Source organism: Nocardiopsis sp. LOL_012 (assembly GCF_048060475.1).
Taxonomy (GTDB): Bacteria; Actinomycetota; Actinomycetes; order Streptosporangiales; family Streptosporangiaceae; genus Nocardiopsis.
The window spans coordinates 188,482-205,528 of record NZ_JBHMIV010000003.1 but is presented as its reverse complement, the minus strand read 5'-3'; the positions used below and the strand labels follow the sequence as shown (position 1 = coordinate 205,528).

15 protein-coding genes are annotated in these 17,047 nt (G+C 71.1%); 13 read left to right on the top strand and 2 right to left on the bottom strand.

What is annotated here, in order from left to right; genetic code table 11:
• From ACFHWE_RS03505 to ACFHWE_RS03495, 3 genes are all read left to right on the top strand, one after another.
• On the top strand, positions 1-334 hold a 334-nt coding region (locus ACFHWE_RS03505; RefSeq protein WP_416599110.1), incomplete at its 5' end, for a sodium:solute symporter family transporter.
• Positions 335-438: 104 nt separating this feature from the next.
• Positions 439-1,023: a putative glycolipid-binding domain-containing protein gene (locus ACFHWE_RS03500; protein ID WP_416599109.1), complete on the top strand. Its 585-nt coding sequence runs from the start codon at positions 439-441 to the stop codon at positions 1,021-1,023.
• A gap of 273 nt (positions 1,024-1,296) precedes the next feature.
• The gene (locus ACFHWE_RS03495) at positions 1,297-2,637 is read left to right on the top strand and encodes an acyltransferase family protein (RefSeq protein ID WP_416599108.1); all 1,341 of its coding nucleotides are present in this window, start codon (positions 1,297-1,299) and stop codon (positions 2,635-2,637) included.
• Between the two features lie 30 nt (positions 2,638-2,667).
• On the opposite strand, the gene ACFHWE_RS03490 is transcribed toward ACFHWE_RS03495, so the two are convergent.
• Positions 2,668-4,659: a cation:proton antiporter gene (locus ACFHWE_RS03490; protein ID WP_416599123.1), complete on the bottom strand. Its 1,992-nt coding sequence runs from the start codon at positions 4,657-4,659 to the stop codon at positions 2,668-2,670.
• A 179-nt stretch (positions 4,660-4,838) separates the two neighbouring features.
• Here ACFHWE_RS03490 and ACFHWE_RS03485 point away from each other — a divergent pair, with 179 nt between their 5' ends.
• From ACFHWE_RS03485 to ACFHWE_RS03450, 8 genes are all read left to right on the top strand, one after another.
• Positions 4,839-6,146 carry an AGE family epimerase/isomerase gene (locus ACFHWE_RS03485; protein ID WP_416599107.1) on the top strand — a complete coding sequence of 436 codons (1,308 nt, stop codon included), beginning with the start codon at positions 4,839-4,841 and terminating at the stop codon, positions 6,144-6,146.
• Complete coding sequence (locus tag ACFHWE_RS03480) at positions 6,143-7,117, top strand: carbohydrate kinase family protein (protein ID WP_416599106.1); 975 nt, start codon at positions 6,143-6,145, stop codon at positions 7,115-7,117. Before ACFHWE_RS03485 ends, ACFHWE_RS03480 begins: the two co-directional genes overlap by 4 nt.
• 503 nt (positions 7,118-7,620) lie before the next feature.
• The gene (locus tag ACFHWE_RS03475; RefSeq protein WP_416599122.1) at positions 7,621-10,413 is read left to right on the top strand and encodes an AAA family ATPase; all 2,793 of its coding nucleotides are present in this window, start codon (positions 7,621-7,623) and stop codon (positions 10,411-10,413) included.
• A 115-nt stretch (positions 10,414-10,528) separates the two neighbouring features.
• The gene (locus tag ACFHWE_RS03470; RefSeq protein ID WP_416599105.1) at positions 10,529-11,323 is read left to right on the top strand and encodes an ABC transporter ATP-binding protein; all 795 of its coding nucleotides are present in this window, start codon (positions 10,529-10,531) and stop codon (positions 11,321-11,323) included.
• Positions 11,320-12,039 (top strand): ABC transporter ATP-binding protein, encoded by a 720-nt coding sequence (locus tag ACFHWE_RS03465; protein ID WP_416599104.1) that lies wholly within the window; start codon positions 11,320-11,322, stop codon positions 12,037-12,039. Before ACFHWE_RS03470 ends, ACFHWE_RS03465 begins: the two co-directional genes overlap by 4 nt.
• 10 nt (positions 12,040-12,049) lie before the next feature.
• Positions 12,050-12,901: a branched-chain amino acid ABC transporter permease gene (locus ACFHWE_RS03460; RefSeq protein WP_416599103.1), complete on the top strand. Its 852-nt coding sequence runs from the start codon at positions 12,050-12,052 to the stop codon at positions 12,899-12,901.
• Between the two features lie 2 nt (positions 12,902-12,903).
• Positions 12,904-13,998, top strand: coding sequence for a branched-chain amino acid ABC transporter permease (locus tag ACFHWE_RS03455; protein ID WP_416599102.1), 1,095 nt, complete (start codon positions 12,904-12,906; stop codon positions 13,996-13,998).
• A gap of 22 nt (positions 13,999-14,020) precedes the next feature.
• Positions 14,021-15,343 (top strand): ABC transporter substrate-binding protein, encoded by a 1,323-nt coding sequence (locus tag ACFHWE_RS03450; RefSeq protein ID WP_416599101.1) that lies wholly within the window; start codon positions 14,021-14,023, stop codon positions 15,341-15,343.
• A 137-nt stretch (positions 15,344-15,480) separates the two neighbouring features.
• Here ACFHWE_RS03450 and ACFHWE_RS03445 read toward each other — a convergent pair whose 3' ends face one another.
• A complete protein-coding gene (locus tag ACFHWE_RS03445) occupies positions 15,481-15,759 on the bottom strand; it encodes a hypothetical protein (protein ID WP_416599100.1) in 279 nt (92 codons plus the stop codon).
• A 252-nt stretch (positions 15,760-16,011) separates the two neighbouring features.
• Between ACFHWE_RS03445 and ACFHWE_RS03440 the strand changes: the two genes are divergently transcribed.
• Together ACFHWE_RS03440 and ACFHWE_RS03435 are read left to right on the top strand one after the other, a co-directional pair.
• A complete protein-coding gene (locus tag ACFHWE_RS03440) occupies positions 16,012-16,821 on the top strand; it encodes a helix-turn-helix domain-containing protein (RefSeq protein WP_416599099.1) in 810 nt (269 codons plus the stop codon).
• Positions 16,761-16,997 (top strand): DUF397 domain-containing protein, encoded by a 237-nt coding sequence (locus tag ACFHWE_RS03435; RefSeq protein WP_416599098.1) that lies wholly within the window; start codon positions 16,761-16,763, stop codon positions 16,995-16,997. The genes ACFHWE_RS03440 and ACFHWE_RS03435 overlap by 61 nt, the downstream gene beginning before the upstream one ends.
• Positions 16,998-17,047 lie beyond the last annotated feature (50 nt).

Sequence of the window (17,047 nt, the reverse complement as noted above, 5' to 3'; positions counted from 1 at the left end):
GGACCTGGTGGGCTACGCCTGGGCGGGCTTCGGTTCGGCCTTCGGCCCGGTCCTGCTGCTCGCCGTGTTCTGGAAGCGCATGACCTGGACGGGCGCCCTCGCCGGCATGATCGCGGGCGCCGGCACGGCCATCGTCTGGGACATCGTCGACAGCTCCTACCTGGGCATCGGCCTGTTCTCCATGGTCCCCGGCGTCATCGTGGGCTTCGTGGCGATCTTCGCCCTGAACTCGCTCGGCAAGGTCAGTGACGTGATGGAGTCCGACTTCGACCGCGTGGAGCGCGAGGTCAAGGCCGTCCGTTCGGAGTCCGTCGCGGAGGAGGTCGCCGGCTGATCCGGCCCCTCCCGAGCCGCAGGTGCTCTCGGGCCCGTGCCGCGCGGCGGTACGGGCCCGTCGTCCTCTGGCGTAGCGGTGTCCGAAAACGGTAGAACGGGGGCATGTCGTCATCGACGCCGTACCCGGCGGCCTGGACCCGGACCGACGTTTCCGAGGGGCTCGGGCTCGGCAGCCTCCTAGCCGAACCCTGCGGGTACCGGCTGGAGGCCGGAGAGGCCGTCGCGGCGGACGGGGAACGGTTCTTCACCCGCTTCACCATCCGCACCGACCTGGCATGGACCACGCGCGAGGTGTGCGTCGAGGCCGTCACCGTCACGGGGGCGGAGTCGGTCCGCCTCACCGCCCGGGACGGCCGGTGGAGTGACGCGCGGGGCGGTCCCCTCCCCGAACTCGTGGGCTGCCTGGACGTCGACGTCGCCGCCACCCCGCTCACCAGCACCCTGCCGATCCGCCGTCTGGGACTGCGTCCCGGCGAGCACCGCGAGATCGCGGTGGCCTGGATCGACATCCCCTCCCTGACGGTCAGCCGCATGCGCCGGAGCTACACCCGCCACCCGGCCCGGGGCGGCCTGGAGCGCTACACCTACCGGGACCCGCTCCACGGCGAGTGCGAACTCTCCGTGGACACCGACGGCGTGGTGGTGGACCACGAGCGCTTCGCCCGGCGGGTACGCCCGGTCGGCTGAGACCGGCGCGCCCGACGCGGAATGCGCCGCCACCCCTTTCGCCTTACAGGGGCGCACGGACCGTGGGGCCACCCCGTCCTGCGGTAGTGCCCGTACCACCGAGACTGTGGGGGCCGATCCATCGTGCGGCGCCCCGCCGCGCGCTTAGTCTCGTACCGACGCCATGACGAGTACACGGCCGCCGCCCGCCAGGGGAGCGTCCGACCAGCCGCAGCCCATCCCGTCACGCGGATGCCCGGGCACACCTGTGACCGGAAGCGACAAGGAGCGCCGATGACCACGACCGTCCGACGACCGGGCACCGGGGGCGGGCCTTCGGCCCTTCCGGCCGCCGTGTCGGCCTCCGTGCCGCAGGTCGGCGCTCCCGGCCGCGACCGCTTCCTCGACGTCCTGCGCCTGCTGGTGATGGGGCTCGTCGTACTCCAGCACTGGTGGCTGCCGGTCCTGACGCGGCAGCCGGGTGAGCTTGCCGCGACCAGCGTGATCGGCGTGGACGGCGGCTCCACCCTCACCTGGTTCGTCCAGGTCATGCCGCTGATCTTCTTCGTCGGCGGAGCGTCGAACCTCCTGAGCTGGCGGTCCGCCTCTGGCCGCGGGAGCACGGCGACCGCGTGGGTGGCGCGGCGGCTGCGTCGGATCGCCTGGCCGGTGGTCCCGGTGGCGGCCGTGTGGATCGGCGCCGCCCACCTGCTGTCCGTCGGCGGAGTGCCGGAGCAGCCGGTCTCGGTGGCCGCCGAGGCGGCGGGGATGGTGCTGTGGTTCCTGGCGGTGTACGTCCTGGTGGTCGTGGCGACCCCGGTGCTCGCCGCCGCGGACGCGCGGATCGGCCCCTGGGCCGCGGTGGCGCTCTTCGCCGCGGCGGGCCTGACCGACGCCGCCCGGATCGCGACGGGGTCGGACACGGCCGGCTACGCGAACGTGGTGTTCGTGTGGCTGGGCCTGCACCAGCTCGGCTTCCTCTATGCGCGCGGCGCGCTGCGGGCCCGCCAGGGGGCGGTCCTCGTCGCGGCCGGCGCCGCCACCGTGGGGGTGCTCGCGCTCACCGGCCTGTACTCGCCCAACATGACCGGCGTGTTCGCGATGGAGGCGTCCAACGTCTTCCCGCCGAACCTGGTCCTGGCCTCGGTCGGCGCCCTCCAGATCGGTGCCGCCGTGCTGCTGCGGAGCTGGATCAGCGCGTGGGCCGACCGCCCCGGACCTGCCCGGGTCCTGGACCTGCTCTGCCCCCGGCTGATGACCGTCTACCTGTGGCACATGATCCCGGTCAGCGTGGTCTCGGGAACCCTGGTCTACGGTCTGGGCGTCGACACCCCCCAGCCGATGACCGTCTCCTGGCTGCTGTTCGGGGCGCTCGGGACGGCCGCGCTGACGCCGCTGGTGGTTCTGACGGCGTCCCTGACCGCACGGTTCGAGGAACCGCCGAGGCTGCTCGCGGGCGACCCGGGGCCGATCCTCGTCCTGGCCTCGGCCGCCCTCATCGGCGGCGGGCTGGGCGCGCTGACCGGGATCGGGCTGGGAGTGGGTTGGAGGCCCCTCCTCGCCCTGGCCGCCGTGGCGGCGGGGCTCCTCCTCATGAACGCGCCCCGTCTGCGCCGGGTGCGCCCGGTCGGCTGAGACCGGGGCGCGCCCGGCGCGGGGCCGGGCTCAGGCGTTCTCCGCCGGGGCCGCACCGGTGTCCGCCACGAGGTGCTCGTCCAGGAAGCACCACCCCCAGTCCTCGCCGTCCTCGGCGGACATGACGACAGGGTGCCCGGCCCGCTCGGCGTGCCACTGGCTGTGGCGGCCGGGGGAGTCGTCGCAGCAGCCCACGAAGCCGCACTGCGCGCAGATCCGCAGGTGCACCCAGTCGTGGCGCCCCTTGCGCAGGCACTCCGTGCAGCCGGGGCTCTTGGGCAGGACGGGGGGCAGGTCCTCCATGTGCGCGCACGCGGTGTCGGGTTCGGGGCGGAAGTGCCTGACCACGGTTGGATCGGGGTGGCCCCGGTGGGTGTGGTCGATGTCGAGGAGGTCGAGGACGGCCCCGCCCAGGGGCTCGGTCACCGCGCGGTGGGTGTCCACGACCCGCTTCACGTCCGCGTCGTAGAAGCCCGTGATGTCGGGGACGTCGGTGGGGCGCACCACGATCGGTACGCCCGGAGCCACCCCGTGCAGGACGTGGGCGATGTGGACGGCGGCCTCGGAGTCGTTCTCGGCGATGACGATGAGCTTCACGCGGTCCATGCCGACCTCGTGCAGCACGGTCGCCTTCGTGGCCTCGCCCCGGACGACGGTGTGCCCGCGGCTCTCGGCGTCGGCGGCCAGGTCGGGGCTGAGCGTGGTCACGGTCGAGGGGACGCCGTTGGCCTCCAGGTAGGCGCCCAGGTTCCGGGCGACGGGCCCCCAGCCGGAGATGAGGACGCGGTCGCGGGTGTCGGCGTCCGGCTCCAGACCGGCGGCGGCCTCGGCGGCCGCGTTCCGGGGCAGGCGGCGGGCGATCGCCGCGCCGAGGGCGCCCAGCGCCGGTGTGGCGGTCATCAGCAGGACCGTGACGGCGACGAGGATCTGTCCGCCCTCGTCGCCCATCCCCGCCGGGGACAGGCCGTAGGCCGCCCCGGTCTGCTGGAGGACGAAGGAGAACTCGCCGATCTGCGCGAGGAGGAAGGCCGAGCCCACGGCGGTGGCCGGCCCCACCCGCAGGGCCGAGACAGCGGTGAAGGTCGTCAGCACCTTGACGATGACGACCGCAACGGCGAGGAGCAGGACGATCCACCACATCTGCGCCAGGACGGCGAGGTCGAGCAGCATGCCGATGGAGATGAAGAAGACGGCGCTGAAGACCATCTGGAGCGGCATGATCTCGCTCAGCGCGTGGGCGCTGTGCCGCGACTCGCTCAGCACCATGCCCGCCAGGAAGGCGCCCAGAGCGGTGCTGATCCCGGCGAGCGAGGTCAGGTACGCCACCCCCAGGGCGATGGCCACGATGGACAGCAGGAAGATCTCTGGTGAGCACAGCCGGGCGACGCGCTCCAGCAGCGGGGGCATGATCTTGCGTGCCACCAGGATGACGGCGGCGAGGACGAGGGCGGCGGTGCCCAGCGCCCGCACCACCTCCCAGGTGCCGCCGGCCTCGCCGCCCAGGACCGGGATCAGCATGACCATGACGATGATGGCGAGGTCCTGGAGGATGAGGGTGCCCACGGACGCCTGGCCGACGGGCTGCTGCGTGGCGCCCTTGGCGGCGACCACCTTGAGCACGATCGCGGTGGAGGACAGCGCCACCAGGAAGCCGGTGAAGACGCCGACGTTCCAGTCCACGCCCAGCAGCAGGCACAGCCCGGCCACGGCGGCCGTGGTGAGGACCACCTGGAGGGTGCCTCCGCCCAGGACGAAGCGCCTGATCCTGGCCAGGCGTTCGAGGGAGAACTCGACACCGATGGTGAACAGCAGGAGCATCACGCCGATGTCGGCGGCGGCCTCGACCATCTCCACGTCCGGGACTAGTCCCAGTTGGTGCGGTCCGATGACCACGCCCGCGAGCAGGAAGCCCACGATCGGGACGACCCTGAGCCGGACGAAGAGCGCGCCGATCAGCCCCGCAGCGAGGAGCAGCGCGACGATCGGTCCGAGGTAGGCGGGGCTCTCCCCCGCAGCGAGCATCACCACACACAATCCCCTCACACGGCGCCCTGGGGGCGGATCCGGTTCTTCCCGAGCGTATCGGCGGCCTTTCACTCGGGCCCCGCCAGCCCCGCTGTCATCTGCGAACACGGGTGTACGCGCCGGGGAGCGGCGGATATCGTGAACCGCGTACCGACGTGCCTTGAGGAGGCAGTGGAGTGACGACATCGCACCGTCCCGGCCCGGGACACCCTGAGTGGTTGCGCGCGGAGGAGGAACGTCTGTACTCCTTCGCCGCCGGTTCGGCCGTCTCCGACGGCTTCGGCTGGCTGGACGCCCGCGGCCGTGTCGAGGAGAGGCCGACCGCCGCATGGATCACGGCGCGCATGACGCACGTGTTCTCCCTGGCGCACCTGCGGGGCACGGAGGGGGCGGCGGCACTCGCCGACCACGGGTTGGCGGCACTCGCTGGTCCGCTGCGCGACGCCGAACTGGGCGGCTGGTTCGACGCGGTCCCCTCCGACCCCGCGGCGCTTTCCGACCCCGCTTCGTGGGAGCGCTCCCAGAGTGGAGGGGGCCGGGCCGGGCAGGAGCTCCGCAAGTCCGCCTACGAGCACGCCTTCGTGGTCCTGGCTGCCGCCAGCGCCGCCGTCGCAGGCCGACCGGGCGCCGCCGACCTGCTCGCCGAGGCGCTCGGCGTGGTCGAGGAGCACTTTTGGGAGGACTCCGCGGGGGCGGTCCGGGAGAGCTGGGACCGGGGGTGGAGCGCCACGGAGGACTACCGGGGCGCCAACAGCAACATGCACTGTGTGGAGGCGTTCCTGGCCGCCGCCGACGCCACCGGCGATGCCCGGTGGGCCCGCCGTGCGCTGGCCATCGCCGAGCGGCTCGTGCACGGGGTGGCCGCCGAGTACGACTGGCGACTGCCGGAGCACTTCACCTCCGACTGGAAGGCCCTGCCCGAGCACCACCGGGAGCAGCCGGACCACCCCTTCCGGCCCTTCGGCAGCACCACCGGCCACCTCCTGGAGTGGGCCCGGCTGCTGGTCCACCTGGAGGTCTCCCTCACCGGCGCGGGGGAGGAGGTCCCCGCGTGGCTGAGGGCCGACGCCGTCGCGCTCTTCGACCACGCCGTCCGCAGGGGGTGGGCCGCCGACGGCCGGGAGGGGTTCGTCTACACCCTCGACTGGGACGACAGCCCCGTCGTGCGCGAGCGCATGCACTGGGTCGTCGTCGAGGCCGCGATGGCCGCCTGGGCCCTGGGCGAGGCCACCGGTAACGCCGCCTACGGCCACGACTACGACCGCTGGTGGGCCTACGCCGACCGCCACCACATCGACCGCGAGCACGGCGGTTGGCACCACGAACTCGATCCGGACAACCGGCCCGCCGGGAGCGTGTGGCCCGGCAAGCCCGACGTCTACCACGCCTACCAGGCGGTGCTCCTGCCCCGGATCGGTCTGGCGGGCTCCCTGGCGGGCGCACTGGCCGGCGGCTCCGGCGCGCAGAGGGGAGGCGCGGCATGAGCGAGCGTGAGCCCAGACTCGTCGTGGTCGGCGAGAACGTCATGGACCTGCTGCCCACCGAGCACGGGCGCGACGTGGTCCGGGCCGTGCCCGGGGGAGGCCCCGCCAACACGGCTGTGGCTGCGGCCCGGCTGGGGACCCCCACCCGACTGCTGGCACGGATCGGATCGGACGGCTTCGGTGAACGCATCCGCGAGCGCCTGCTGGCCGAGGGGCTCGACCCGGCCGGGCTGGTGGCGGCGGAGGAGCCGTCGTCGCTGGCGATGGCCACGCTCGCCACGGACGGGTCGGCGCGCTACGACTTCCGGATGGACGACGCCGCCGACTGGCGCTGGCGCCCCGGTGAACTCCCCGACCGCCTGCCCCCGGGGGCAGGCGCGCTGCACGCGGCGTCGGTGGCGCTCTTCCGGGAGCCTGGGGCCTCGCGGATCGGGGAACTGCTCGAACGCGAACGCGCGCGAGGGGGGGTGACGCTCACGCTCGACCCCAACATCCGGCCGGACGTCATCGGCGACGCGCAGGCCGTGCGGGAGCTGGCGCCGCGCTACGCCGCACTGGCCCACGTGGTCAAGGCCAGCGATGAGGACCTGGCCTTCCTCCATCCGGGCCTTTCCCCCGAGCGGGCGGCCCGGGAGGTCGCCGCTCTGGGGCCGGAGCTGGTGGTGGTCACCCTGGGCGGGCGGGGCGCTCTCGCGGTCTGCGACGCGGGGCAGGTGGAGGTCCGCGCACCGAAGGTCCGGGTGGCGGACACCGTGGGCGCGGGCGACTCCTTCATGGGTGCCCTGTTGCACTGGCTTGACCGGGCGGACCTGCTGGGCGGTGACCCCGCAGGGCGACTGGCCGGCCTCACCGTGGACCGGGTGCGCGAGCTGCTCGTCTTCGCGAGTAGGGCGGCGGCGGTGACGGTGACCCGTGAAGGCGCCGATCCGCCCACGGGTGGGGAGCTGGCGTCGGCCCTGTCGGAGCCCTGACGGCCGGGTTATCGGTTGTTTCTGCCCGAAACCCCGGGGCTTCGGGCACTGCGCAGGTCGGCGGGGGCGGTGCGCCGCACTGCCCCCGCAGGGCTGCTGCGGGGGCCGGTGGAATCCCCTACGGGGGGATCACGAAGACGTCAGTACGAGACTAAAGGGTGTATTTGATGGTTAATGTCCGGAATGACCGAATCGCGGGGGGTGTTACGGGGGTATTGCAGGTTGATAACCGCACCTTGGTCGTCAAGGGGTCGTGAGGGAGGTCGTGGACACCCTCCCGAGTGAGTCCCCTCACCCTTTGGTGCCAGAGAACCCCTGGTGGTCGCTTTGATGCAAGACTGGGCAGTGAGTCCCGCACCGTCGCACCCCGCCGTCCGAGATGGTCTCGACCGCGCTCCGTGCGAGTCGGTCCCGGTATCGGTGAAACGACCAGTGTGCCCACTCGCACCTGCCGCGATGGGGTCTTCGTATGCGAATGTGAGCCTGTGACTGGCAGGTACACGATGTCCCCGGGTGTCCGTCTCCGGGGACGGGACTCAGAGCGACGGATCCTCGCGGACGTCTTGGACGACGCGAGGTCTGCTCACGGTGCCTCCATACTTCTCTCTGGAGGACCTGGGCGCGGTAAGACGGCGCTCGTCGAGCACGCGCGCGCCGCTGCCGAGGACTTCACCGTCCTGCACGCGGCCGGTGTTTCCACCGAGGCCGACATCCCGCTCGCCGGGCTCCAGCGTCTCCTGCGCCCCGTCGAGGGCCAGGCCGAGCGCCTGGCCGAGTCCAGGCGCGACCTCATCCGCGACACCCTCACCCGCGGCGTGCTCTCGGACCCCGACCGCTTCGCCCTGTACACGGCCGTCCTCGACCTGCTGCGTCTCGCCTCCGAGGACAAGCCCCTCCTGATCTGCGTCGACGACGCCGACCACCTCGACTCCGCCTCCCTGGAGGCCCTGGCCTTCGTGGCCCGGCGGTTGAGCGGCCTGCACATCGCGGCCGTGTTCACCGCCCACGCCGGACACGGCAAGTCCGCGGCCCGTCTGCCCGCCTCGGAGGACGAGCCCGCCCCGGACGAGCTGGTCCCCGGGGTCACCGAGCACCTCCTCCAGCCGCTGAGCTCGCGTTCGGTGCACGACATCATCACCGACCGCGCACCGGTGACGCCGGCCTCGGCCGTGCGCACCCGCCTCGTCAAGGCCGCCCACGGCAACCCCGCCGTGGCCATCGGCCACCTGCGGGGCCTGTCCGCACCCCAGATCCGGGGCTTGGAGCCCCTGCCCGCGCAGCTCCGGCTGCCCGGACGGCTGCGCGCCTCGTTCCTGACCGCCTACCGCGAACTGCCCGAGCACGTCCAGCACCTGCTCCTCATCGCCTCCCTGGCCGCCGACCCCGGGGTCGACCTGCTGATCGAGGCCAGCGGGGATCCCGCCCTCACGGTGGGGGACCTGGAGCCGGCCGAGGAGGCCGGGATCGTGCACGTGGAGGGCGCCAACGTCGTCTTCTCCGACCCGCTGCTGTGCGAGGCCATCGCCCAGGACGCCCCGGCCAACCGGCTGCGCGCGGTTCACCGGGCCCTCGCCGAGGCGGTGGACCCGGAGTACACGCCGCTGGAGTTCTCCCGCCACGCCGCCGCGGGGTCGAGCACCCCCGACGAGGCCCTGTCGAACGCCGTGGAGAAGGCCGCCCTGCGCGCCCGCAGGCTGGAGGGGCCGCTGGCCGCCTCCTACGCCCACGAACGCGCCGCCCAGCTCACGCCGGACCCCGACATCCGCGCCTGCCGACTGGCCAGCGCCTCCTACCAGGCCTACGCGGGCGGCAGGACCGACCGGGGCGCGCACCTGGTGCGCAAGGCCCGGCCGCTGGCCGTCACCGACAGGCGACGGGCGATCATCGACCTGGTCGACGCGCAGTTGACCATGCGTGAGGGCAACGCAATCGACGCCGCCGAGCGCCTGATGGCCGTGGGTCGGGAGCTCATCGGCCACGACCGCGAACTCGCCCTGCGCGCCCTGGTGCGCTCGGCCGACTCCGCCTCCCTGGCGGGCGACCCGATCCGGCACGGCAAGGCCTACGACCTGGCCGCCTCACTGGTACGTGACGACGACCCGGCGCCGATGCGCCTGGTCATGGCCTACCTCAAGGGGTGCACCCTCTCCTTCCGGGGCGACTACACCGGTTCCACCCCGATCCTGCGCGAGGGCATGGAGCTCTCCGAGGGGATGGACCTCCCCTCCGAGCTGATCTGGGCCGGGGTCTGCGGACTGCGGCTCGGCGACGCGCCGTTCGTGCGGCGGGTCATGACGCGGGCCGTGGAGGCCGGGGAGACCCAGGGGGAGCACGCCCCCGTCCCGGCGGCGCTGGGGTTCCTGGTCTTCTCCGAGTTCTGGAGCGGCCGCTTTCCCTCCGCCGCGGGCCACGCCCTCCACGGACTGAAGGCGGCGCGCGAGCACGGGCAGTCGATCTGGGCCACCCAGAACCTGGCCTCGCTGGCGATGATCGCCGCGATCCAGGGCGACGTGGACACCTGCCGCATCCGGGCGCGCGCGGTCGCCGCCCAGGCGGGGGAGAAGAGCCTCGGCTTGGCCTCGGCGCTGGCCTCCTGGGCCCTGGCCGTCCTGGAACTGTCGCGGGGCAACGCCGCGGAGGCCTTCTTCCGGCTGCGGGCCCTGGTCCACGCCGGGCCGGGATACGGGCACCCGACGATGCGCCTGCTCACGGCGCCCCACTTCGTGGAGGCGGCCACCCGGATGGGTGAGACCGACTGGGCCCGAACCTCCCAGGCCGGCTACCAGTACTGGGCCGACGCGGTCGGCAGCCTGAGCGCCCGCGCGCTGGCCGCGCGCGGCCAGGGGCTCCTGGCCGCGGGCGACGAGGCCGCCGACCACTTCGAGAACGCGCTGGCCCTGCACCGGGCCTGCGGCGACGACGACGTCGAACAGGCGCGCACGCAACTGCTCTTCGGGGCGTTCCTGCGCCGGGCCCGCCTCCCCGGACGGGCACGCGAGCACCTGTACGACGCCCTGGAATCCTTCGAGCGCTTCGGTGCTCGACTCTGGGTCCGCCAGACGCGGGCCGAACTGAGGGCCATCGGGACCGCCGAACGCGACCCGGACCCGCCCTCGACGAGTGAGCTGACCGCTCAGCAGCAGCAGATCGCTCGGCTGGTCGCCGAAGGCGCGACCAACCGCGAGGTCGCCGCGCACATGTTCATCAGTCCGCGCACGGTCGAACACCATCTGCGCGGCATCTTCCGCAAGCTGAACATCAGGTCCCGCGTGGATCTGGCCCGCTTGCTCAACTGACGCGGGGAGCGGCAGACCCTCCACGGCGCGGTGGTCAGGGCACCCTCCCTACCAACTGGACCATACCAACTGGTCGGTACGGTAATTCCGGTCAGCACCCTCGAGAAAGGCAGTCATGACAACGACCACAGGCGGCCACCTCCTGAAGGCGGAGGGGGTGACCATGCGCTTCGGCGGGCTGACGGCCCTCGACGATGTCGGAATCCAGGTCGCGCCTGGGACCGTCGTCGGGCTCATCGGCCCCAACGGAGCCGGGAAGACCACCCTGTTCAACGTCCTGTCCGGTGTGCTCAAGCCCACCGAGGGGACCATCACCTGGAAGGGCAAGCGCACCGGCAAGACCGGTCCGCACCGCCTGGCGCGTGCCGGGATCGCCCGTACCTTCCAGGGCCTGAACCTCTTCCCCATGATGACGGTCTTGGAGAACGTGATCGCCGGGGCCGACCGCCTGGCCAAGGGCGGCGCCCTGTCCATGGTCACCGGCCTGCTCGGCCACCACCGGGACGAGTGCGTGATCCGCGAGAAGGCCTACGCGACCCTCCAGCGCTTCGGCATCGCCGAGTTCGCCCACCACTTCCCCGGCATGCTCCCCTACGGCATCCAGAAGCAGGTCGCCCTGGCCCGCGCCTGCGTCGGAGACCCCGAACTGCTCCTGCTCGACGAGCCGGCCAGCGGCCTGTCCGAGCAGCAGTTGGACAACCTCGCCGACCAGATCCGCGGCTTCAGCAACGACATGGCCGTCGTCCTGGTCGAGCACCACATGGACCTGGTGATGAAGGTGTGCGACCACATCGTGGTGCTCAACTTCGGCCAGGTCATCTCCACCGGCACCCCCGAGCAGGTCCAGGCCGACCCGGCCGTCACCCGCGCCTACCTCGGCGAGCCGGCCGCGGACGGAGGCACCCGATGAGCACCGAACCGATCCTCCAGGTCGAGGACCTCGACGTCCACTACGGCCCGGTCCAGGCCCTCCACGGGATCACGCTCTCCGTGCCCCCCGAGGGCATGTGCGCGGTCCTCGGCGCCAACGGCGCGGGCAAGACCACCCTGCTGCGCGCCCTGTCCGGGCTGCACAAGGTCTCCTCCGGGAAGGTCCTGCTCGAAGGGGAGGACATCACGCGCCTGCCCGCCGAGAGGGTCATCACCCGCGGCATGGCCCACGTCCCCGAGGGCGGCGGCGTCATCGCCGAACTCACCGTGGAGGAGAACCTGCGGCTGGGCGGCCTGTGGCGCTCCTCCCGCACCGACAAGAAGACCATGGCGGAGGTCCTGGAGCTCTTCCCCCCGCTGGCGGAGCGCCGCAAACGCCCGTCGAGCACCCTCTCCGGCGGTGAGCGCCAGATGCTCGCCATCGGCCGCGCGCTCATGGCCAAACCCAAGGTGCTCCTCCTGGACGAGCCCTCCCTCGGTCTGGCGCCGCTGATCACGCAGCAGATCTTCGATCTCCTGCGCGACCTGCGGAAGAGTTCCGGACTCACCGTCGTCCTCGTCGAGCAGAACGCCGCCGGCGCTCTGGCGACCACCGAGCACGGGTTCGTCCTGAACCAGGGCAAGGTGGCCGTCAGCGGGGCCTCGGACGAACTCCTCTCCGACGAGCGCACGCGCCACGCCTACCTCGGTTTCTGAGGAGACCCCCATGGAAAAGTTTCTCGACCTGACCTACAACGGGCTGTCGAGCGGAGCCGTCTACGCGGCGCTTGCGCTGTCCCTGGTCATCATCTTCCAGGCCACCCGCCTGGTGAACTTCGCCCAGCCGGCCTTCGCCCTGGTGTCCGCCTACACCGCCTTCGCCGTCATCCAGGCCACCGACAGCTACTGGCTCGGCTTCGGTGCCGCGCTCGTCGCCGGCGCCCTGGCGGGTGCGCTCGTCGAGCGGGTGGTCATCCGCCCGATCGCCAGCAAGTCCGAACTCAACGCGATCATCGTCACCCTCGGCCTACTCCTGGTGATCCAAGGCGTGATCGGGATGATCTGGGGCAGCCAGGAGCACGGCCTCCGGTACGCCTTCGACTACAAGGGCGACTTCTCCCCGGCAGACGTCTTCGCGGTGGCCTCGATCGCCGTCGTGGCGGTCCTGGTGTTCGTCCTCTACCGGTTCAGCCCGCTCGGCCTGCGGATGCGCGCCGCGGCGTTTCGTCCCGAGGCCGCCAGGCTCAGCGGTGTGAAGGTCGGCCTGATGCTCACCGCCGGGTGGGTGATCGCCTCCACGATCGGCGCCCTCGCCGGCATGCTCGCCGGTCCGCCGTTCCTCTCCCCGCACTCGTTCGACCTCGTGTTCGTCTTCGCGATCACCGCCGCGGTGATCGGTGGCCTGGACAGCCCGTTCGGTGCCATCCTCGGCGGCCTCCTCATGGGTCTGGCCATGTCCTACGTGAGCGGCTACGTCGGTCCCGAAGTCGCCACTCTCGCCGCCCTCGCCGTCGTGGTCCTCGTGCTGAGCGTCCGTCCCGACGGCATCCTGTCCCGCCCGAAAGCGCGAAAGGTGTAGCCGTGTCCTCATCCACCCGGGAGCGCGCCGAAGGCGCTACAGCTCCCACCTCCCAGGGTTCGCCTCCGGCGTCCCCCAAGGTCGGCTTCTGGAAGCGGATCCCCTCTCCCGTGCGGAACCTGCTGCTGGCCGCACTCGCGCTCACCGCGATCAGCGGACTGATGCTGTTCTCCAGTGACCTGTCCTCGCTGCGCTACGCGGCGGTCGGGTACACGCTGCTGGCGATCGCCGGGCTCCAGCTCCTGGTCGGCGGCAGCGGCCAGGTCTCCCTCGGCCACGGCGCGTTCATGATGATCGGCGCCTACAGCATGGCGCTGCTCGTCCTGCACCTGCCGATGCTGCCGCTGGCGGCCAACCTGCTGATCGTGGTCGTCGTCTCGGCGTTGGCCGGTCTGCTGGTCGGCGCGGCCACGGCCCGCCTGCACGGCCCCTACCTGGCCGGTGCCACACTGATCCTGGCCGTGGGCCTGCCCGGCCTGGCGCACCGCTACCACGATGTGCTCGGAGGCAGCAACGGCCTGCGCATCCGCGTCGCGGGTGCCCCTCCGGGCCTTGAGAACCTCGTCAGTGACGAGCAGTGGACGTCGATCGTCGTGTGGACGGTCGTGCTGCTGGCCCTCGTCGTACTGGCGACGATCTCCGGTGGCCGCCTCGGCCGCCGGATGCGCTCCGTCCGCGACGACGAGACCGCCGCGGCCATGGCCGGTGTGCCCGTGGGCTCCACCAAGGTGGCCGCGTTCGTCATCGCCTCCACCGCGGGCGGGCTGGCCGGTGCCCTGCAGATCTACGTGCTGGGCACCGCGACACCGAGCATCTTCACGCTCGCTCTGTCCCTGACCCTGCTCGCCGTCCTCGTCCTCGGCGGGGTCGGGAGCATGTGGGGCGCCCTGTGGGCGGCCCTGGCCGTCGTCTACCTGGAGCTCTGGGTATCCGATCTGGCGGGTCTCTTCGAAATGAACAGCAACGTCGAGAACAACCTTCCGCTCGTGTTCTTCGGCATCATCCTCATCCTGGTCCTGCGGTTCTGGCCGTTGGGAATCCAGGGCATCTTCCAACGGCTGGCCGCCCAGCGTCGGCTCAGCAAGACCTCTCGATAACCCCCTGAAAAAGGAGAGCACCATGCGTATTCGCAGAGGAACACCGGTCGCCGCGGCGACCCTGGCCCTGGCCCTCATGGCCACGGCCTGTCAAGGCGCCGGAGAGGTGACCGAGGGAGAGGACGCCGACCTGGCCGTGGCCACTGGTGTCACCGAGGACACGATCACCATCGGCTCGCACCAGCCGCTGACCGGTGTGGCCGCCTCCGGCTACAGCCCGATCTCCCGCGGTGCCCAGGCGGTCTTCGACTACGTCAACGAGCAGGGCGGCGTGAACGGGCGCCAGATCGACTACGTGGTCAAGGACGACGCCTACGACCCCGCGCAGACGATCGACGTGACCCGTGAGCTGGTCGACGAAGAGATCTTCGCGATGTTCGGCGGTCTGGGCACCCCGACCCACTCGGGTGTGCTCGACTACCTGAACGACGAGGGCATCCCGGACGTCTTCCCGGCCTCCGGCGCCCTGATCTGGAACAGCCCCGAGGAGTACCCGCTCACCTACGGGTGGCAGACGGACTACACCAAGGAGGCCAAGGTCCAGGGCCAGTACATCGCGGAGAACTTCCCCGGCCAGAACGTCGGCTTCTTCTACCAGAACGACGACGTCGGCACGGACTCCCAGGCCGGCCTCGACCAGTACCTCACCGACGAGGTCGTGGCCCGCGAGCACTACGAGTCCTCCGTGACCGACATCTCGGCACAGATCGCCGCCCTCCAGGCGGCCGAGGCCGAGGTCGTGGTGTGCTCCTGCATCCCGGCCTTCATGGCCAACGCGATGCTGACCGCCTCCGCCATGGAGTACGACCCGCAGTGGGTGGTCTCCAGCATCGGTGGTGACACCCGGACCCTGCAGGGCATGCTCGCCGCCTTCTCCGACGGCGCGGTCGAGGGCGAGGCCGCCGACGCCTTCCTCGACGGTCTGATCATCACCAGCTACATGCCGCGTATCGAGGACCCCGAGGACGAGTGGGCGCAGTTCTTCATCCAGGTCTGGGAGGACTACCGCGAGGACGACAGCGAGGTCCTCACCAACACGCACGTGTTCGGCATGACGCAGGCCGTCATGTTCTCCCAGGCGCTGCTGGAAGCCGGTGAGGACCTGGACCGCCAGGCCCTGATCGACACCCTGCACACCATCGAGTGGCAGGGCCCGAGCCCCGTGCCGTTCACCTCCAGCGAGGACGACCGCGGCGGCCACCAGGGCGTCTACGTCGTCCAGTACCAGGCCGGCGGCGACATCGAGATGATCCAGGAGACCCGGATCACCGACAACGCCGGCGGTCCGATCGAGGAGACCGACTTCACGGAGCTCGCCCCGAGCGAGCTGGTCTTCCACGACTAGCGGTTCCTCTCGGTGCCTGCGGGCACACTCTGAGGTGGCGAGGGCCGGTGTCCCCACTGGGGCACCGGCCCTTCGCCGTGCGTGCGGTCCGGGGGCACCTCGTCCCCGGGCCGCCGACCGTGGGCGGGGTGCCCGCGTCAGGCCGAGCGGGGGCCCGCGGCCGAGGCCATCTCCAGGACCAGGCGGACGGCGGCCTCGGTGTTGTGGACCGGGACCGACCCCGTCTCCAGGATCGCGCCCCCGTGGGCGGTCCTGGAGGTGAGGAAGTACTGGCCCCTGACCCTGGTGCGGGTGTCCCGCGTGTACACCGCCGGGTCGTTGTAGAGGTCGAGCACGGCCTCCGGGGCACCGGCGCGCCGGAGGGCGGCGTACAGCTCCTTGAGGGCCCGGTCCCGGGCCGTGTGGGCGGGCCTCATGGCGCCGTCACGGCGCGGGCCGGGGGAGCGGTGGAGGGCATGGCCACCGCCTGGCCCGAATTATGGCTTTTAGTAGTGAAGAAGTTCCCTTGAGTGACCTCTGAAGACGTGCCCTTTTTCCTCGGAGTGCTTGTGGTGGTCATGTAGTGAGGTTCGCACCGGGAGAGCTCTCGTGGAAAGGGAGGATACAAAGAGGTTACGCTCTGGGCAGTTCTGTACCTGTCGGTACTGATTCGTTGCCATGGTCGGTACATGGTGGACCGACTGAAGCCGGCGTGGGTGGAGTTCGGCAAGCACGTTCGGCGTTTGCGCACGCAGGGCAACCTTTCACTGGATCGGCTGTCTCGGATGACGTCCTACTCCGCGACCTACCACAGCAAGATCGAACGGGCGGTACGGGTGCCCAATGTCGGAATTGTGGAGGCTCTGGACCGCGAGTTCGGTACAAACGGCGCCCTCCTCAGGATGTGGCGGGACGTGGAGCGCTCGGAGAACGGGAAGGTCTGGTACTACGACCCGGATGAGTATGTTCGGGAAGGTACGGAAATGCGGTATTTTCACCCGTTTGTCCTTCCCGGGTTCCTCCAAGTCGAGGAGTACGCCCGGGTGATCGCTTCGCACGCCTCCACGACCCTCGACAGGGAGCACGTCCAGCGGGTGGTCTCGGGGCGCACGGAGTGGCGGGAGCGCTTGCGAGAGAACACCGAACTCGTTGTCAGCGTGGTCATCCCCGAGTTCGTCCTCACCCGGCTCGTGGGGGGTGCCGAGGTCATGCGCGGGCAGTTGGAGCGGCTGGCCGCGGAGGCGCGGGAGGAGGCCGTCACCGTCCAGGTCCTCCCCTCGGGGATCCGCGACTTCGCCTGGACAGCGGGAGCCTTCTGGCTCGTGTACTTTAGTGACCAAAGTCCCTTGGTCGTTTCCGAGCACTCTTCGGGCGAACATGTCACGGACGAGGAGTCGGTCGTGCGGCGGCTGGAGGCGACTTACAGCAGGCTCCAGGTATGGGCCCTTTCCCCCGATGCCTCGTTGCAGAGGATAGAAGAAGTGAGGGAAGAACTGTGAACGGCTGGAAGAAATCCACGTACAGTCAGGGTGACCGCTTCTGTGTGGAGGTGAAGGAGGCCCCCGGCGCAGTCCAGGTCCGGGATACGCAGAACCGGGGGCTCGGCCATCTCAGTTTCACGTCCTCGGAATGGAACTCCTTCCTCGTTGACCTCAAGGAAATTCCTCTCCGGTAACCTTGGGAAAACGAAGGGGCGGCGGGCCGCAGGTGCGGCCCACCGCCGTT

Excerpts from the sequence above, each read along its gene's own strand:
- ACFHWE_RS03480 (WP_416599106.1), top strand. The coding sequence starts at position 6,143 with ATGAGCGAGCGTGAGCCCAGACTCGTCGTGGTCGGCGAGAACGTCATG.
- ACFHWE_RS03465 (WP_416599104.1), top strand. The coding sequence starts at position 11,320 with ATGAGCACCGAACCGATCCTCCAGGTCGAGGACCTCGACGTCCACTAC.
- ACFHWE_RS03475 (WP_416599122.1), top strand. The coding sequence starts at position 7,621 with ATGTCCCCGGGTGTCCGTCTCCGGGGACGGGACTCAGAGCGACGGATC.
- ACFHWE_RS03490 (WP_416599123.1), bottom strand. The coding sequence starts at position 4,659 with ATGCTCGCTGCGGGGGAGAGCCCCGCCTACCTCGGACCGATCGTCGCG.
- ACFHWE_RS03435 (WP_416599098.1), top strand. The coding sequence starts at position 16,761 with ATGGGCCCTTTCCCCCGATGCCTCGTTGCAGAGGATAGAAGAAGTGAG.
- ACFHWE_RS03450 (WP_416599101.1), top strand. The coding sequence starts at position 14,021 with ATGCGTATTCGCAGAGGAACACCGGTCGCCGCGGCGACCCTGGCCCTG.
- ACFHWE_RS03440 (WP_416599099.1), top strand. The coding sequence starts at position 16,012 with ATGGTGGACCGACTGAAGCCGGCGTGGGTGGAGTTCGGCAAGCACGTT.
- ACFHWE_RS03445 (WP_416599100.1), bottom strand. The coding sequence starts at position 15,759 with ATGAGGCCCGCCCACACGGCCCGGGACCGGGCCCTCAAGGAGCTGTAC.
- ACFHWE_RS03495 (WP_416599108.1), top strand. The coding sequence starts at position 1,297 with ATGACCACGACCGTCCGACGACCGGGCACCGGGGGCGGGCCTTCGGCC.
- ACFHWE_RS03500 (WP_416599109.1), top strand. The coding sequence starts at position 439 with ATGTCGTCATCGACGCCGTACCCGGCGGCCTGGACCCGGACCGACGTT.
- ACFHWE_RS03470 (WP_416599105.1), top strand. The coding sequence starts at position 10,529 with ATGACAACGACCACAGGCGGCCACCTCCTGAAGGCGGAGGGGGTGACC.
- ACFHWE_RS03460 (WP_416599103.1), top strand. The coding sequence starts at position 12,050 with ATGGAAAAGTTTCTCGACCTGACCTACAACGGGCTGTCGAGCGGAGCC.